16 protein-coding genes and 1 other RNA gene are annotated in these 16,772 nt (G+C 67.3%); 11 read left to right on the forward strand and 6 right to left on the reverse strand.

The window, feature by feature from the left end:
- Positions 1-121: 121 nt before the first annotated feature.
- A complete protein-coding gene (gene ettA, locus M9902_RS04400; protein ID WP_297221346.1) occupies positions 122-1,786 on the reverse strand; it encodes an energy-dependent translational throttle protein EttA in 1,665 nt (554 codons plus the stop codon).
- Positions 1,787-1,969: 183 nt separating this feature from the next.
- On the opposite strand from ettA, the gene glyA reads away from it, so the two are divergent.
- From glyA to thiL, 9 genes are all read left to right on the forward strand, one after another.
- Entirely contained in the window at positions 1,970-3,238 is a 1,269-nt protein-coding gene (gene glyA / locus M9902_RS04405) for a serine hydroxymethyltransferase (protein ID WP_297174095.1), read from the forward strand.
- 107 nt (positions 3,239-3,345) lie between these two features.
- Positions 3,346-3,861, forward strand: coding sequence for a transcriptional regulator NrdR (gene nrdR / locus M9902_RS04410; protein ID WP_297174092.1), 516 nt, complete (start codon positions 3,346-3,348; stop codon positions 3,859-3,861).
- A complete protein-coding gene (locus tag M9902_RS04415; RefSeq protein ID WP_297174089.1) occupies positions 3,858-4,313 on the forward strand; it encodes a hypothetical protein in 456 nt (151 codons plus the stop codon). The genes nrdR and M9902_RS04415 overlap by 4 nt, the downstream gene beginning before the upstream one ends.
- Positions 4,310-5,401, forward strand: coding sequence for a bifunctional diaminohydroxyphosphoribosylaminopyrimidine deaminase/5-amino-6-(5-phosphoribosylamino)uracil reductase RibD (gene ribD / locus M9902_RS04420; protein ID WP_297174086.1), 1,092 nt, complete (start codon positions 4,310-4,312; stop codon positions 5,399-5,401). The genes M9902_RS04415 and ribD overlap by 4 nt, the downstream gene beginning before the upstream one ends.
- A complete protein-coding gene (locus M9902_RS04425; protein ID WP_297174082.1) occupies positions 5,401-6,000 on the forward strand; it encodes a riboflavin synthase in 600 nt (199 codons plus the stop codon). Before ribD ends, M9902_RS04425 begins: the two co-directional genes overlap by 1 nt.
- A 181-nt stretch (positions 6,001-6,181) precedes the next feature.
- Positions 6,182-7,288, forward strand: coding sequence for a 3,4-dihydroxy-2-butanone-4-phosphate synthase (gene ribB, locus M9902_RS04430; RefSeq protein WP_297174078.1), 1,107 nt, complete (start codon positions 6,182-6,184; stop codon positions 7,286-7,288).
- 29 nt (positions 7,289-7,317) lie between these two features.
- Positions 7,318-7,797 (forward strand): 6,7-dimethyl-8-ribityllumazine synthase, encoded by a 480-nt coding sequence (ribH, locus tag M9902_RS04435; RefSeq protein ID WP_297174112.1) that lies wholly within the window; start codon positions 7,318-7,320, stop codon positions 7,795-7,797.
- A 37-nt stretch (positions 7,798-7,834) separates the two neighbouring features.
- Positions 7,835-8,290, forward strand: coding sequence for a transcription antitermination factor NusB (nusB, locus tag M9902_RS04440; RefSeq protein ID WP_297174075.1), 456 nt, complete (start codon positions 7,835-7,837; stop codon positions 8,288-8,290).
- A 40-nt stretch (positions 8,291-8,330) separates the two neighbouring features.
- Positions 8,331-9,278, forward strand: a complete 948-nt coding sequence (gene thiL, locus M9902_RS04445; RefSeq protein WP_297174072.1) for a thiamine-phosphate kinase — start codon at positions 8,331-8,333, stop codon at positions 9,276-9,278.
- A 56-nt stretch (positions 9,279-9,334) separates the two neighbouring features.
- Here thiL and M9902_RS04450 read toward each other — a convergent pair whose 3' ends face one another.
- The 5 genes from M9902_RS04450 to M9902_RS04470 all read right to left on the reverse strand — a co-directional run bounded on the left by M9902_RS04450 (position 9,335) and on the right by M9902_RS04470 (position 15,479).
- Complete coding sequence (locus M9902_RS04450; protein ID WP_297174069.1) at positions 9,335-10,189, reverse strand: hypothetical protein; 855 nt, start codon at positions 10,187-10,189, stop codon at positions 9,335-9,337.
- A gap of 72 nt (positions 10,190-10,261) precedes the next feature.
- Complete coding sequence (locus M9902_RS04455) at positions 10,262-12,295, reverse strand: M1 family metallopeptidase (protein WP_297174066.1); 2,034 nt, start codon at positions 12,293-12,295, stop codon at positions 10,262-10,264.
- 90 nt (positions 12,296-12,385) lie between these two features.
- Positions 12,386-13,765 carry an FAD-linked oxidase C-terminal domain-containing protein gene (locus tag M9902_RS04460; protein ID WP_297221347.1) on the reverse strand — a complete coding sequence of 460 codons (1,380 nt, stop codon included), beginning with the start codon at positions 13,763-13,765 and terminating at the stop codon, positions 12,386-12,388.
- A 3-nt stretch (positions 13,766-13,768) separates the two neighbouring features.
- Positions 13,769-14,152 carry a YraN family protein gene (locus M9902_RS04465; protein WP_297221348.1) on the reverse strand — a complete coding sequence of 128 codons (384 nt, stop codon included), beginning with the start codon at positions 14,150-14,152 and terminating at the stop codon, positions 13,769-13,771.
- Positions 14,139-15,479: a penicillin-binding protein activator gene (locus tag M9902_RS04470; RefSeq protein WP_297221349.1), complete on the reverse strand. Its 1,341-nt coding sequence runs from the start codon at positions 15,477-15,479 to the stop codon at positions 14,139-14,141. The genes M9902_RS04465 and M9902_RS04470 overlap by 14 nt, the downstream gene beginning before the upstream one ends.
- Positions 15,480-15,548: 69 nt before the next feature.
- Here M9902_RS04470 and rsmI point away from each other — a divergent pair, with 69 nt between their 5' ends.
- Both rsmI and rnpB read left to right on the forward strand, forming a co-directional pair.
- Entirely contained in the window at positions 15,549-16,373 is an 825-nt protein-coding gene (gene rsmI, locus M9902_RS04475; RefSeq protein WP_297174056.1) for a 16S rRNA (cytidine(1402)-2'-O)-methyltransferase, read from the forward strand.
- 28 nt (positions 16,374-16,401) lie between these two features.
- Positions 16,402-16,752: RNase P RNA component class A (rnpB, locus tag M9902_RS04480), an RNA gene on the forward strand.
- Positions 16,753-16,772 lie beyond the last annotated feature (20 nt).

The following is a 16,772-nucleotide window of genomic DNA, read 5'->3' on the forward strand; positions in this document are numbered from 1 at the left end:
TTCGACAGGCTCACCACGCGCGGTTTCGTTGTGCTGTTCGTGGTTCGACAGGCTCACCACGAACGGGGGTACGGTTTACCACGAACGGGCGTGCTGTTCTCTAAGAATGAACGGAATCTGATCACTTCAACGCCTTGAACCGCAGCCGCTTCGGCGCGGCGTCGTCGCCCATGCGGCGGCGCTTGTCTTCCTCGTATTCGCGGTAGTTGCCCTGGAAGAACTCCACGTGCGAGTCGCCTTCGAAGGCGAGGATGTGGGTGGCGATGCGGTCCAGGAACCAGCGGTCGTGGGAGATCACGAAGGTGTTGCCGGGGAATTCCAGCAGGGCGTCTTCCAGCGCGCGCAGGGTTTCGATGTCGAGGTCGTTGGACGGTTCGTCCAGCAGCAGCACATTGCCGCCCTGCAATAGCGTCTTGGCCATGTGCAGGCGACCGCGTTCGCCGCCGGACAGGGTGCCGACCAGCTTTTGCTGATCTTGACCCTTGAAGTTGAAGCGGCCGATGTAGGCGCGCGACTGGATTTCGACGCCGTTGATGTTGAGGATGTCGCGCCCGCCAGAGACTTCCTGGAACACGTTGTTGTCGGGATTGAGCGCGCCGCGGCTCTGATCCACGTAGGCCAGGTTGACGGTCGGGCCGATGTTGATCGAACCCGAATCCGGTTTTTCCTGCCCGGTGATCATCTTGAACAGGGTGGACTTGCCCGCTCCGTTGGGGCCGATGATGCCGACGATGGCGCCGGGCGGCACGATCATCGACAGGTCATCGATCAGCAGGCGGTCGCCGAAGCTCTTGCTGACGTTCTTGAACTCGATCACCGAGTTGCCAAGGCGCTCGCCCGGCGGGATGAAGATTTCGTTGGTCTCGTTGCGGCGCTGGTAGTCGACCGATTGCAGTTCGTCCAGCCGCGCCAGGCGCGCCTTGCCCTTGCTGCGGCCGCCCTTGGCGTTCTGCCGCGCCCATTCCAGTTCCTTCTGGATCGCTTTCTGGCGCGCCTTTTCCTGGTTTTCTTCCTGCTTCAGGCGCTCGTCCTTCTGCACCAGCCAATCGGTGTAATTGCCCTTCCACGGGATGCCGCGGCCGCGGTCGAGTTCGAGGATCCACTCGGCGGCATTGTCGAGGAAGTAGCGGTCGTGGGTGACGGCCACCACGGTGCCGGTGTAGCGGTGCAGGAACTGCTCCAGCCATTCCACCGATTCGGCGTCGAGGTGGTTGGTGGGTTCGTCCAGCAGCAGCATGTCGGGTTTTTGCAGCAGCAGGCGACACAGCGCCACGCGGCGTTTTTCACCGCCCGAGAGCTTGCCGACGATGGCGTCCCAGGGCGGCAGGCGCAGCGCGTCGGCGGCCACTTCCAGCTGGTTTTCCAGCGTGTGCGCGTCGCCGGCGGCGAGGATAGCTTCGAGGCGTTCCTGCTCCTTCGCCAGCGCGTCGAAATCCGCGCCTTCCTCGGCGTAGGCGGCGTACACCGCATCCAGCGCGGCCTGCGCTTGCAGCACTTCGCCCACGCCTTCTTCCACCGCCTGGCGCACCGTGTGCTCGGGGTTCAGTTCCGGCTCCTGCGCCAGATAGCCGACCTTGATGCCCGGCTGCGGCCGCGCTTCGCCATCGAAGTCCTTGTCCACCCCGGCCATGATCCGGAGCACGGTGGACTTGCCGGCGCCGTTCAGGCCGAGCAGGCCGATCTTGGCGCCGGGGAAGAACGACAGCGAGATGTCCTTGATGATCTGCCGCTTGGGCGGAACGATCTTGGACACGCGATTCATGGTGTAGATGTACTGCGATGACATGGATTCTTCAGGACTCGGATGAAGGATGCGTGGATTGCGAGCGCGCAGCGGACGCGGGCACCGGGCCGGCGCCGCTGGGCAATTCGGGAAACGTCGAATTATAGCGTTTGCACCCCGTCATGACGGGCCGGCAACGCATAAAGCCGCTAAAATCGGAGTTCCCGCCACGACCTGGAGCCGCGGATGTATTCCCGTGCCGTCACCCTTGCCGCTTTCGACCCCGAACTTGCCCGTGCGATTGCCGATGAGGACCGCCGGCAGGAGGACCATGTCGAACTGATCGCCAGCGAAAACTACGCCAGTCCGTGCGTGATGGAAGCGCAGGGCAGCCAGCTCACCAACAAGTACGCCGAAGGCTATCCCGGCAAGCGTTATTACGGCGGCTGCGAGCACGTGGACGTGGCCGAGCAGCTGGCCATCGACCGCGTCAAGCAGCTGTTCGGTGCCGACTACGCCAACGTGCAGCCGCATTCCGGCTCGCAGGCCAACCAGGCGGTCTATCTGGCGCTGCTTTCGCCTGGCGACACCATCCTCGGGATGTCGCTGGCGCACGGCGGCCACCTGACCCACGGCGCCAAGGTCAACGTGTCCGGCAAACTGTTCAACGCCGTGCAGTACGGCGTCGACGCGAACGGCCTGCTGGATTACGCCGAGATCGAACGGCTGGCGCTCGAGCACAAGCCGAAGATGCTCGTGGCCGGGTTTTCGGCGTATTCGCAGGTGATGGACTGGGCGCGCTTCCGCGCGATTGCCGACAAGGTGGGCGCGTGGCTGTTCGTGGACATGGCCCACGTCGCCGGCCTGGTGGCCGCCGGCGTCTACCCCAGCCCGATGGCGCACGCGCACGTCGTGACGTCGACCACCCACAAGACCCTGCGCGGCCCGCGCGGCGGGATCATCCTGGCCAGCAAGGCCGGGATGGGTGCGGCTGCGGAGGAGATCGAAAAGAAGCTGCAATCGATCGTGTTCCCCGGCATCCAGGGCGGCCCGCTGATGCATGTGATCGCGGCCAAGGCGGTGGCGTTCAGGGAAGCGCTGGAGCCGGCGTTCAAGACCTACCAGCAGCAGGTGGTGAAGAACGCGCAGGCGATGGCCAGGACGATCATCGGGCGCGGCTACAAGATCGTGTCCGGCGGCACCGAAGATCACCTGATGCTGATCGACCTGATCGGCAAGAGCCTGACCGGCAAGGCCGCCGAGGCGGCGCTGGGCAAGGCCCACATCACCGTCAACAAGAACGCGGTGCCCAATGATCCGCAAAAACCCTTCGTCACCTCGGGCCTGCGCATCGGCACCCCCGCTGTCACCACCCGCGGCTACAAGGAGCCCGATTGCGTGGCGCTGGCCAACTGGATCTGCGACGTGCTGGACAACCCGAACGACGACAACGTGATCGCCGGCGTGCGCGACAACGTGACCATGCAGTGCAAGCAGTTTCCGGTGTATGGCTGAAGTGCGTGATTGGTGATTCGTGATTGGTGATTCGAAAGAGCAACAGCATTTCGAGCCGACACGTTTCCCTCCAATCACCAATCACCAATCACCAATCCCGGCCCCCCATGCATTGCCCCTTCTGCCAGCACAGCGACACTCGCGTGATTGATTCGCGGGTATCCGAAGACGGCGCCACCATCCGCCGGCGACGGGAGTGCGAGGCGTGCGGGGAGAGGTTTTCGACGCAGGAAGCGGTGGAGCTCAAGCTGCCGGCGATCATCAAGTCCGATGATCGCCGCGAGGCGTTCGACGCCCGCAAGCTGCGCGTCGGCTTCGACCGCGCATTGCAGAAGCGGCCGGTGTCGGAGGAGCAGATCGAGGCCGCGGTGCGGGCGGTGGTGCACCAATTGCGGATGACCGGCGAGCGCGAGATCGCGGCGCGTCGGATCGGGGAGTTCGTGATGGTCGAATTGCGCAAGCTCGACCACGTCGGCTACGTGCGCTTTGCTTCGGTGTATCGCAGCTTCGAAGACGTGGCGGATTTCCGCGAAGAGCTCGATCGGCTGGAGCATGATCTGCCGAGCGAAGGCCAGCTGTCGCTGCTGGGCGGGGAAACGATGGGCAAGGGGAGGCGAGGATGAGGGCACTGCAATGGATGCTGGCATGCCTGTTGGCCGGCTGTTCCAGCGCGAATCTGGCGCAGGTACCAACCACGGCAGGGCAAGCGGCCGCAAATGCCACCGCCGCGCAGGTGGGCGTGCCGCATGCTGACGCTGCTCTGGCCGGGGAATATGCCTTGGCCGGGGTGATGGAAACCGGGTCCGGCCTGTTGTTGCGCAGCGACGGCAGCTTCGAGTGGTACTTCAGCTACGGAGCGCTCGACCTCGGCGCGCGTGGCACCTGGGCGCGGCAGGGCGATGGCGTGGAGCTCAAGGTGTCCGAGATGGGCTTCCCGCCGCAATACCCGGAAATGAAGTTTGAGCGGATGCACTTGCGCATCGACGGCACTGCCCTTATACCGGCGTGGCCCTGGGACATGGATGACTTCCAACAGGGTGCGGAGCATGGCCGTTACGAGCGGGACGAGCCATGAGCTACACCGTCACCGACCACGCAATGATGGCGCGGGCACTGCGCCTGGCCGAACGCGGTACCTATACCACCCGGCCCAATCCGATGGTCGGCTGCGTGATTGCGCATGGCGATGAAATCGTTGGCGAGGGCTGGCACCAGCGCAAGGGTGGGCCGCACGCGGAAGTCCATGCCCTGCAGGTAGCTGGCGAGCGCGCCAGCGGCGCAACCGCTTACGTCACCTTGGAGCCTTGCGCGCACGTCGGCAGTACCGGGCCCTGCGCCGATGCGCTGATTGCCGCCGGCGTCACGCGGGTAGTGGCGGCGATGCGCGATCCGTTTCCGAAGGTGGACGGTGCCGGCTTCGAGCGGTTGCGGGCGGCGGGGATCACCACCGAATCCGGTCTGATGGAACGTCAGGCGCGCGAGCTCAACAACGGCTTCATCGCCCGCATGGAGCGCGGCTGGCCGTGGCTGCGGGTGAAGCTGGCGACCACGCTGGACGGGCGCACGGCGACGGCTTCCGGCGATTCCAAATGGATCAGCGGCGAGCCCGCGCGCCGCGACGTGCACCGCTGGCGCGCCCGCTGCGGGGCCCTGCTGACCGGGGCCGGCACCGTGCTGGCCGACGATCCGAGCCTGACCGTGCGCCTTGGCGACGATACCCCGTTCGTTCCGCCGCTGCGGGTGGTGCTGGATCCCGGGCTGGCCACCGTTGCCCGCGGCCGCGTGCGCGAAGGCGACGCGCCGACGCTCTATGTGCACGCGCCGGATGCCAAGGTGCCGCGTGGCGTGGAGATCGACCATGTCGCGGTGCCGGTCGAAAAAGGGCGCTTCGATCCGGGTGGCGTGCTGCGTCTGCTCGGCTCGCGCGGCATCAATGAAGTCCAGATGGAAGCAGGCGCAACGCTGGCCGGTGCCTTCCTCGATGCCGGTTTGGTCGATGAGCTGCTGCTGTACGTCGCGCCGGTATTGCTTGGGCCGCACGCGCGGCCGCTGTTCGACGGCCTGCACATCGACCAGATGACCCAGCGGCTGAAGATGCGGCGCATCGACAGCACCGTGATCGGCGAGGATTTCCGCTTGCAGCTGCGACCGGAGCCGCGTTGATGTTCACCGGGCTGGTCGAAGGCGTGGGCCGCCTGCGTGCGCGCGAACCGCGCGGCGGCGATGCGCGGTTGGTCATCGAAGCCGGCAGCCTGTCTTTCGATGCCGTGCAGCTGGGCGAGAGCATCGCGGTCAACGGCTGCTGCCTGACCGTGGTTGCGTTTGACGCGACTTCGTTCGCGGTCGATGTCTCCAACGAGACCTTGGCCCTGACCACGCTGGGTCAGCTGCCCATCGGTGCGCCCTTGAACCTGGAACGCGCGATGCGGCCCGGTGACCGCCTCGGCGGCCACCTGGTCAGCGGCCATGTCGACGGGCTGGCCACCGCCGTGCAGCGCTGGCACGACGCCCGCGCGGTTCGATGGCGGTTCGAACTCGATCGGGCGCTGCTGCGCTACGTGGCGTACAAGGGCTCGGTGTGCGTGGACGGCGTCAGCCTGACCGTGAATGCCGCCGATGATCGCGGCTTTGAAGTCGCGCTGATTCCGCACACCATCGAGCACACCGCCTTCCACGCGCTGGAAGTCGGGGCTCGCGTGAATATCGAAATCGACCTGCTGGCGCGTTATGTGGAGCGCTTGGGTCAGTTTCCGTCGTCATGAATAGCGTCCGCCGCATTCGCCTGCCTCGGGGCAGGCCTGGGTTCTTGCCCACACGCACGCGTGATGTTTGTTCCCATTCGTGTGTAGTGTTTTCCCATTCGTGTGTAGTGTTTTCCCGTTCGTACGAATTGTTTTTCCCGTTCGTGGTGAGCCTGTCGAACCATGAACGGAGGAGATGAAGATGCCGTTTGCAACGATTCCTGAAATCCTCGACGAACTGCGCGCCGGGCGCATGGTGGTGATCGTCGATGACGAGGACCGCGAGAACGAAGGCGACCTGATCATGGCCGCCGAACTGGTCAAGCCTTCCGACGTCAATTTCATGGTGACCCACGCGCGCGGGCTGGTGTGCCTGTCGCTGACCCGCGAGCGCTGCGCCCAGCTGGGCCTGAACCCGATGGTGCGCGACAACACTTCGCAGCACCACACCAATTTTACGGCCAGCATCGAGGCCGCCGAAGGTGTGACCACCGGCATCAGTGCCTACGACCGCGCGCATACCGTGCGCACCGCCGTGCGTCCCGATGCCAAGCCATCCGATCTCAGCCAGCCCGGTCACATCTTCCCGCTGATGGCCCAGCCCGGCGGCGTGCTCAGCCGCGCCGGCCACACCGAGGCGGCGGCCGATCTGGCCTTGCTGGCGGGCTTCGAGCCGGCCGGGGTGCTGGTGGAAATCCTCAATGCCGATGGCAGCATGGCGCGCCGGCCGCAGCTGGAGGTGTTCGCGCAGGCCCACGAGTTGAAGATCGGTTCGATCGAAGACCTGATTCGCTACCGCCTGGACACCGAACACACGGTGGAGCGCATCGACAGCCGCGCCATTTCTACCGACCACGGCGAATTCACCCTGCACACCTACCGTGACCGTCTGACCCGTGGCCTGCATTTCGCCCTGGTACGAGGCGAGGTGGCGGGCGACGCGCCGGTGCTGGTGCGGGTGCAGGTGCAAAACCCACTGGCCGATGCCCTGCATTGGCGTCGCGATGACTTCGGCCCGTTGGTCGGCGATGTGCTGGCGATGATTGCGGAAGCGGGGCGTGGCGTGCTGGTGCTGCTGGGGGATGCGCCCGATGCCGAGGCCACGCTGGCCCGCATCCGCGAACAGCCGACGACGCCGACCAGCAAGACGGCCGCGCTGGCGCAGTGGCGGCGCAACGGCGCCGGCGCGCAGATCCTCGCGGGTCTGGGTGCGCGCCGCCTGCGTGTGCTCGGCACCCCGCGCCGGCAGGTGGGTCTGGGCGGCTACGGGCTGGACGTGGTGGAGTACGTGGCGATGCCGGCGCGGTAAACTGGCCCACCCTGTCCCGGCCCACCATGATGCCGCACTACGAAGGCGATCTGCGCGCCCATCCGGATGCGCGATTCGCGGTCCTCGCCGGCCGCTGGCATCCGCATGTCGTCGATGCGCTGGTGACGGGCGCATGCGCCACCTTGCAGTCGCATGGCGTGGCCGAGGACGCGATCGACGTGGTGCGGGTGCCCGGGGTCTGGGAATTGCCGCTGGTCGCGCGCGATCTGGCGCGGGCCGGACTGCATGTGGCCATCGTTGCCTTGGGCTGCGTGGTACGCGGCGATACTCGCCACTATGAAGAAGTTGCCGACGGTGCGGCCAATGGCCTGATGCAGGTGGCGCTGGAGACCGGCGTGCCGGTGCTCAACGGCGTGCTGGCGGTCGAGCGGATGGAGGATGCGCTGGCGCGGGCCGGCGGCGTCCGTGGCAACAAGGGCGAAGAGGCGACAATGGCGGCGATCGAGATGGTGGACCTGCAGCGCAAGCTCGCGGCCGGGCTGCGCTGAGGCTGGGCGTCCACACTGCAAGGAAGGGAGCCGACGAATGAACAAACATCGCAAGGACGGGATCGATCCGGTGGCGCGCTCGCGCTCGCGCCGGCGTGCCCTGCAAGCCATCTATGCCTGGCAGCTCAGCGGCGGCGATGTCCGTGGCCTGATCGCGCAGTTCGCCCACGAACAGGCGCACGAGGAAGCCGACCTCGAGTATTTCGAGGACCTGGTGCGCGGCGTGCTCCTGCATGCGGAAGAACTGGATGGCACGCTCACGGCACACCTGGACCGCGGCATCGAGGCGGTCGACCCGGTCGAACGCGCCGCGCTGCGTATCGCCGGCTATGAGCTGATCTATCGGCCCGATGTGCCGTATCGCGTGGTGATCAACGAGGCGATCGATTCCACCAAGCGCTTCGGCGCCGAACACGGCCACACCTACGTCAACGGCGTGCTGGACAAAGTGGCGCTGGCGCTGCGTGGCATCGAAGCCCGGCGGACCCAGTAGGCCGCCGGCCGATCGCCGCGGACGTGGCTGCGAGGCGGACATGGACGAATTCGAATTGATCAACCGCATTCGCGTGCGCGCCGGTGCGCGTGCCGACGTCGTGCTTGGCATCGGCGACGACTGTGCGCTGCTGGAGGTGCCCGCGGGGCTGCAGCTGGCCGTCACCTCGGATACCCTCAACGCCGGCGTGCATTTCCCGCCCGAAACCGCAGCGTTCGACATTGGCTGGAAGGCGCTGGCGGTGAATCTGTCGGATCTTGCGGCGATGGGCGCGCGGCCGGCCTGGTGCACGCTGGCGCTGGCGCTGCCCGAGGCGGATGCAGGGTTTGTCGCAGGATTTCTGGACGGTTTTTTCGCGCTGGCGGATCTGCATGACGTGGCGCTGGTTGGCGGCGACACCACCCGCGGCCCGCTGTCGATCAATGTCACGGCGCACGGCTTCGTTGCGCCCGGCGCCGCGCTGCGCCGCGACGGCGCGCGGGTGGGCGATGACGTCTGGGTCAGCGGCACGCTGGGCGATGCGGCCGCGGCGCTGAGGCAGTGGCGCGATGGCCAGCCGGTCGATGGTGACCTGCGCGCCCGGCTGGATCGCCCGACGCCACGGGTTGCGCTGGGTCAGGCCTTGGGCGGCGTCGCGTCGGCGTGCATCGACCTGTCAGACGGCCTGCTGGCCGATCTAGGGCACGTCTGTCGTGCCAGCGGCGTCGGTGCGCGGATCGAGGTGGAGGCGCTGCCGGCCTCGGCGGCGCTGCTTTCGGCTGGCGATGCCCAGCGCCGACGCACGCTGCAGGCCACCGGCGGCGATGATTACGAGCTGTGTTTCACCGCGCTGCCGGCGTGCCGACAATCCGTGCTGGACGCGGCCCGCTCCAGCAGGGTGCCGGTGACACGAATCGGCCGGATCGACCACGGGAACGTGGTGCTGGCGCTGTCCGCCAATGGCGATGCATGGATTCCCGCGCACGCGGGGTTCGTGCATTTCGGTTGATCGGCGCAGGTGGGGCCGTGTGGACGCCGCCGCCAGGCCCCGCGCCCGGAGCGGATTCAGCGCCTGCGGCGTGGATCCAGTTGTTCTTCGTCCTGTGACGGCAGCGCCTGGATCAGCGGTGCGATCAATGCGCCCGGCACCACCGTGACGGCGCCGCCGTCGCTCAGGCCGGACTGGGCTTCAAGTGGCCGGTCAGTGGCCACGGCGGTGTTGTACGGCAACAGCGGCGCGCGGATCTGCAGGTCACGCGCGCTCGGGGCGTTGCCGGTGATGTCGCGGTACAGTGCCAGCGCCAGCATCAGCGAGGCCTGGATGCTGGGCTGGTTGGGTTCCGGAAACAGCACGGCCTCCGGCTGGGCCTTCCGCAGCGCATTCAAGGTGCCGGCGGCGTTGAACAGCTTGGCGTCGAGATCGCGGGCGACCGAACCGATGCTGAACATCAGGCGGCTATCCCATTTGCGATCCGGCCCCCAGCTGGCGAACAGCAGGACCTTCGCTCCACTCGCCCGCGCTTGTTCGGCGAAGGTCTTGTAGGCGTGCCGGCTGGCGACGCAGGGAGCGCTGCGCTGCGCCTTGGTCTGGCAGGCGGCCAGATTGCCGCCCTGTTCCTGCAGGAGGACCACGTCGTAATGGTTGCGTGCGAGCGCCGCGGAGGCGTGCCCGTCGTTCAGGCGATCGCTGAGGGTGCCGCCCGGGGCAGCGAACGTTTCGGTGATGATCGGCGTGCCCTGCGCGGCGCCGATGGCGCGCAGCAGCGCCGGCAGATTGTTGGTGTAGGACATGGCATTGCCGACCAGCAGCACGCGGTACTGCGTCGGCGCGGCGGCGGCAGCCGGAGCCGCCTGCGCCTTGGATGGCTGCGGGAACAGGGCTGACAGTGACAGTGCGAGTGCGGCAAGCCAGGTGCGCATGAGGGGTTCCTCCCAAGTCGTCGATGTGGATGAATTGAATTTGCTGTGAACAGGTGAAAACCGCCCGATGTCTTATGGCATCCGGAACGCGTTGTTGCCGCGGTCGGCATCCGGCAATGCGTGGTCGGGATCGAGCGACAACTGGGTCACGGGCTGGTGGCTGTCCACGCTGATCGAAGGCGTTGCGCCATAGCGCCATGCTTCCACCGGCACCCGCACGTCGCGCTGGCTGCCGTCGGCAAAGGCAATGCGCAGTGTCGCCGGCATCACCAGCTTCTGCCGGCTCGCCAGCTGCACCTTGAGGCCCTTGGCCGGATCGTTGTCGACATAGCTGGCGCCGGTGATGCCCAGATCGAGCTGCCAGTTGTTGAAATACCAGCCGCGCCACCACCACGACAGATCCTCGCCGGCTGCGCTTTCCATGAAGCGGAAGAAATCCGACGAAGTCGGGTGCTTCCAGCTCCAGGTGGCGATGTAGCGGCGGAACGCCGGGTCGAAGCGCGCGGGCCCCAGGATCTGTTCGCGCAGCAGCACCAGCCCGAGCGCGCCCTTGAAATAGGTGAGCGGGTGGCGGTATTTCTCGCTGATGGTGTCGGGCATGGCCATCAGCGTCGGCGCGTTGGCGTCGGCCAGCAGCGGCAGGATTTCATCGACCGGATTGCCGCCGCCGGGCGCGTATTCGCCATCACGCTTGGGCGCGTATTCGCCGTGGTTGAAGGCGTCCTGTGCGTAGACGTCGATGAAGGTGTTGAAGGCCTCGTCCATGAAGGCTTCGCGGCGTTCGTTGGAGCCGACCATCATCGGAAACCAGGTGTGGCCGATCTCGTGGGCGGTGATCCAGAACAGGAACTTGCCGCCATCGTTGAAGCCATCGAACACGATCCCCGGATATTCCATCCCGGCGCCGTGGCCGCCGAGGTTGATCGCGACCGGCCACGGATACGGCGCCCACTTCGACGAGAAATGCTCCAGCGCGCCTTTCAGGTATTCGGTGGAACGGTCCCATTTGTCCGCGCCAACGGCTTCGGCCGGATACACCGACATCGCCAGCGCGTGCTTGCCGTCCGGCAGGTTGACCCGCGCCGCATCCCAGACGAAGGCGGGCGAGGCGGCGAAGGCCACGTCGCGGGTCGGGCTCATGTGGAAGCGCCAGGTCTGGGTGCCGGCGCGGGTCGGGCGCGAGGCCGGATCGCCCACTTCTTCGGGCTTGCGGATGTAGACGGTAGCGTCACTTTGCGCGGCCTGCGCGAGGCGCTGGCGCTGCGCCGGTGTCAGCACTTCGGCCGGATTCACCAACTCGCCGGAACCGGCGACGATCCAGTTCCACGGCACCGTCACCGAATAATCAATCGTGCCGTATTCGAGATAGAACTCGGAGCCAAGGTAGGGCAGGGTGTCCCAGCCGCGCAGGTCGTCGTAGACCGCCATGCGCGGGAACCACTGGGCGATTTCGTAGATCTCGCCGTTCCTGGTCGGGGTGATCGCGGTGCGCCCGCCCCAGGTGCCGGGCACCGTGTAGTGGTAGCGGATGCGCAGCTTGAGCTGGCCGCCGTGGCCGCGCAGGGCGGTCGGCAGATCGACGCGCAGGCGGGTGTCATCGGCCAGATAATGCAACGGCTTGCCGTCGAGTTCGACCGCGTCGAGTTGGTAGCCCTCGGTGGACAGGTTCGGTTTCTCCGGCCGTGGCGGCGTGGCCGGTGGGCCGCGCAAGCCCGACCGATTCCGACCGTCACCTGCCGATCCAGCAGATCTGGTCAGCGCGCCTCGCGAGTCGGCGCGGTAGGCGTTCTGGTCGAGTTGCAGCCACAGCGCGTCCAGCGCATCCGGGCTGTGGTTGGTGTAGGTGATGGTTTCATCGCCGTGCAGGCTGCGCGTGGCCGGGTCGATGCGCGCGCGGATCGCGTAGTCGGCGCGGTTCTGCCAGAACGCGCTGCCGGGGCGACCGGCACCATCGCGGATGGCAGTGGCGGGGTTGGGCAGTTGCAGCGGCGCGAACAGGGCCTGCGGGTCGAAGGCGGTGCTGGCCGGTGCCGTTTGCGTAGCCGCGGGAAGGCAGGCCGCGAGTGCAAGCGCGCAGCACAGGGACGCCGGGATCCACACTTTCATCGGATGACTCGCTCGCGTTGGCAACACTGGATTCTGCGCCATCGGCAAGGTGCGGCTGATAGGCCGAAAGTCACCAATGATCGGCGTGGCTCAGGACGCGTCCGGCAGCAACTTGCCTGGATTGAGGATGCCGTCCGGATCGAACGCGGCTTTGACCGCGCGCATCGTCGCCAGCGTGGCTGGATCAAAGGCACCCGCCATGAAATCGCGCTTGGACAGGCCGATGCCGTGTTCGCCGGAGAGTGCGCCACCGAGCGCCAGCGCCAGGTCGAAAATGCGCGGCAATGCCGCCTGTGCGCGCGCGGTTTCGTCGGCGTCGTCCGGGTGATACAGGATGTTGATGTGCAGATTGCCGTTGCCGGCGTGGCCGAAGCTGACGATGGTGAGCGCGGATTCCGCGGCCAGCTCCTCCACGCCGGCCACCAGATCGGGAATGCGCGAGACCGGCACCACCACGTCTTCGTTGAGCTTGCCGGGTGCGATCGTGCGCAGCGCCGGGGACAATGCGCGGCGGGCGGCCCACAGGCGCGCGCGGGCGGCACCGTCCAGTGCCACGTCCATGTCCAGCAGGCCCACACCTTCGGCGGCGGCGCCGAGCGCGGCGAGGCTGTCGGGCAGGGTGTCCACGCTGCCATCGGCTTCGATCAGCAGCATCGCGCCGGCCTCGGGAATCTCGCTGCCGTTGCGACGCAGCAGTTCGAGACTGCGACGATCCATGAATTCAAGCGCCGCCGGTACCTCAGGCTGCGCCATCAGCCGCGAGACGGCGGCGGCGGCACTGCGGGCATCGCGATAGAACGCGCGCAAACCGGCTTGCGCGATGGGCCGCGGGGACAGCTTCAGCGTGGCCTCGACGATCAGCGCCAGGGTGCCTTCGCTGCCGACCAGCAGATGGGTCAGGTCATAGCCGCTGGAATTCTTGCTGTACGCACCGCCGACCCGAATCAGCTCGCCGGTGCCGGTGACGGCGACCAGTCCCAGCACGTTGTCGCGGGTGGCGCCGTACTTCACCGCGCGCGGGCCGCCGGCATTGGTGGCGAGGTTGCCGCCGATGCTGCATGTCTCGAAGCTGGAAGGATCCGGTGGCCAGAACAGGCCGTGCGCTTGCAGCGCCGCTTGCAGGTCGCCGTTGAGGACGCCCGGCTCGACCACCGCGCAGCGGTCTTCGGCGCGGATGGCGAGGATGCGGTGCATGCGTGTGAATGCCACCACGATGCCGGCTTGCGTGGGCACCGCCGCGCCGGTGGTGGCGGTGCCGGCGCCGCGCGCAATGATCGGTACCTCGTGCGCGCGGCAGGCGCGCACGAGGGCAATGACTTGTTCGCGTGTCTGCGGCAACGCCACCGCCGCAGGCAAGGCGTGACGGCGGGAGTCGTCCTGCGCGTGCGCCTCGCGGCTGGCCGCGTCCATGCGCCAACCATCACCCAACAGCGCGGACAGTTCGGCAACGAGGGCGGCGGGCAGCGTCATCGATCAGCACTCGTCGGCGCGGAAGGCATCGCGCAGCCATTCGATATCCGGCGCGGCGGGATCGCCGTGTGCCGCGATCACGTCGAACCGGCAGGGCGCGTTGGCCAGGCGCGGATGGTGGGCCAGGAAAAACTGCGCAGCGCGTACCAGCTTGCGACGCTTGCCGCGATCCACCGAGGCGGCGGCGCCGCCGAATGCGGGGTCCGCGCGATAGCGCACCTCGACGAAGACGAGGCCTGCGCCATCTTGCATCACCAGATCCAGCTCGCCGCCGCGTGCCTGGACGTTGCGTGCCAACAGCCGCAGACCGCGCGCCTGCAGGTAGGCCAGCGCGGCGTGTTCGACCGTCGCGCCGATGGCCTTGCGATTCGGCTCAGCGGGCGCCATCGCCCAGCGACACCGGCACGCCGCCGGTGAACTGCGACCAGCTTGGGCGTCGCAGGATGTTGCCGAAGCCGTCCAGGCTCAGGCGGCCGGTAGCGCCGGATACGCTGGCGTTGGGATTTTGCGCCAGCTGTTCCAGATGGCCGGTCAACAGCCAGGCGTCGTAACCGAAGGCGAACAGCCGTGCCGCCGGGCCCTTGGCGGTCTTGGCCTGCGCGGCCGCGCTGGCCTGCGAGGGCAGGCCGGGAACGCGCCGCACCAGCCAGGTTTCGGTGGGGAAGATGATCCCGTCCAGCGCCGCGTCCTCGGCGGGCTTGCCGGTTCCCGACGTGATCTGCGAGCTGGCGTAGCGTGGCAACGAAGCCAGCCCCGCCGACGCAAGCTGCGGCGCGAGGGTGCGCGCCTGCGGGCCCTTCAGCACCAGCAGCACCGCATCCGGGGCAGCATCCGAGTGATTCAACGCATCGGTCATCTGCGTGCCGTAAGCGAGATTGCCGATGATGCGCACGCCACGCCGCTCCAGCGCGAGCTTGGCGGACTGGGCGGTGCGTCGCTGCACGTCCTCGCTGCCGGCGATGATCAGCACGGCGCGGCTGCCGCGATCGATCAACGCCTGGGCGAGACTCACGCCCTCGTCTTCGGGAGACAGGGAGAATGCCGCGCTGCCCGCTGACGGGGGTTTGTTGCCGCGATTGAGTGCCAGCATCGGCACATCCGATGCGTCATTGCTGAAGGCGGTGTCAACCTCTTCCCGCGTCAGCGGGCCCACCAGCAGGTCGTTGCCATCGGCGGAGGCGCGCGCGTAGGCGGCGCCGAAGCCAGTGCTGGTGTCGTAGAAACGCAGGCTCGGACGCCGACGCGCCTCGCCGTAATAACCGGTCAGGTAACCATCACGCACCGATGCGGCGGCAGCGGCCTGACTGCCGGCAAGCGGCAGCAGAATGCCGACCCGCAGCGGCGGGCGATAACCGTCGCTGTCTGCGGGAGGACGATTCGCGCTGCCGAAGGAAACATCCCCGCGATCGAAGGCATGCGGCAGCGGCAGGCCACGGCGCAGCAGCGCGCGCCCGGCGAAGTTGTACAACGGATCGCCGGCCGGGAGTCGGGCGGCATCACGGGCGAGGGTGGCATCATCGAGTTGCGCCAGCAGTCGGTCGATGGCAGCGGCGTTGTCGCGGCGGGCCGAGCCACTGAGGCCTGCATGCCCTGCGGCCAGTGGCCGTGCTTCATTGAACGCGGTGGAATAGCTGACCGCCGGGGCCCGCGACACGTGGGAGACGTTGCCGCAGCCCGCCAGCGCCAGCGCCAGGACGAGGAAAAGCGATCGCATCGAAAACACGGCTTTGGGCGCCTGTCGATAAACTTGGGTGGGATTCTAACCGGCTGGACGCAGACAGGCATGGACGAACCGGGAATGCTGTATGTCGTCGCCACCCCGATCGGCAATCTGGGGGATATCGGCGCGCGCGCGCTGGACACGCTGCGCACGGTCGCCGCGATTTGCGCCGAGGACACCCGCCGCAGCGGGCAATTGCTGTCCCACTTCGGGATTTCCACGCCTTTGCTGGCCTTGCATGAGCACAACGAAGACGCCATCGCGGCGCGGATCGTTGCCCGCCTGCAGGCGGGCGAGTCGCTGGCCCTGGTGTCCGATGCCGGCACCCCGCTGGTCTCCGATCCCGGCTTCCGGCTGGTGCAGGCGGCGCGTGCCGCCGGAATCCGGGTCAGTCCAGTGCCCGGGGCCAGCGCGCTGATCGCCGCGCTCAGCGTGGCCGGCCTGCCCAGCGACCGGTTTGCCTTCGAAGGCTTCCTGCCGGCCAAGGCCAGCGCACGCCGGGAGCGCCTGCAAGGCTTGGCGACCGAGACACGCACCCTGATCTTCTACGAATCCTCGCACCGGATCGGCGAAGCTCTGGCCGACATGGCGCAAGCACTTGGTGGCGAACGCCGCGCAGTGCTGGCGCGTGAGCTCACCAAATTGTTCGAGACCGTGTTGGACGGCAGCCTGGCGCAGTTGCAGGCACGGATCGAAGCCGATCCCGATCAGCGCAAGGGCGAGTTCGTGCTGTTGGTGCATGGCGCAGGCGATGACGCCGACGCCAAGGTGGCCGAAGGCCGCCGCCTGTACGCCAAGCTCAGCCAGCACCTGCCGCCCTCGACAGCGGCCAAGCTCGCTGCGGAGCTGTCCGGCGCGCCGCGCAAGGCCCTGTACGGGGCGGAGTAAGCGTGCAGGCCGTAGAATAGCCAATGGCGGAGTCGGCCAGGCAGTCGCGTCATCGGGCAACCGGTGCCGAGGAAAGTCCGGGCTCCACAGGGTACGGTGCCAGGTAATGCCTGGGCGGCGCGAGCCGACGGACAGTGCAACAGAAAGATACCGCCAGCGGCCTTTCGAGGTGCGGGCAAGGGTGAAATGGTGCGGTAAGAGCGCACCGCGAGTCTGGCAACAGACCGGCACGGCAAACCCCACCGGGAGCAAGACCAAATAGGGAGGCGGTGATGCGGCCCGCAGAGCCTCCGGGTAGGTTGCTTGAGCGTACGGGTGACCGTGCGCCTAGAGGAATGACTGTCCCAGACAGAACCCGGCTTATCGGCCGGCTCCGCCGCTCTTCAACCTGGCCGTTTC

The sequence above is a fragment of the Thermomonas sp. genome (genome assembly GCF_023953935.1).
Classification (GTDB): domain Bacteria; phylum Pseudomonadota; class Gammaproteobacteria; order Xanthomonadales; family Xanthomonadaceae; genus Thermomonas.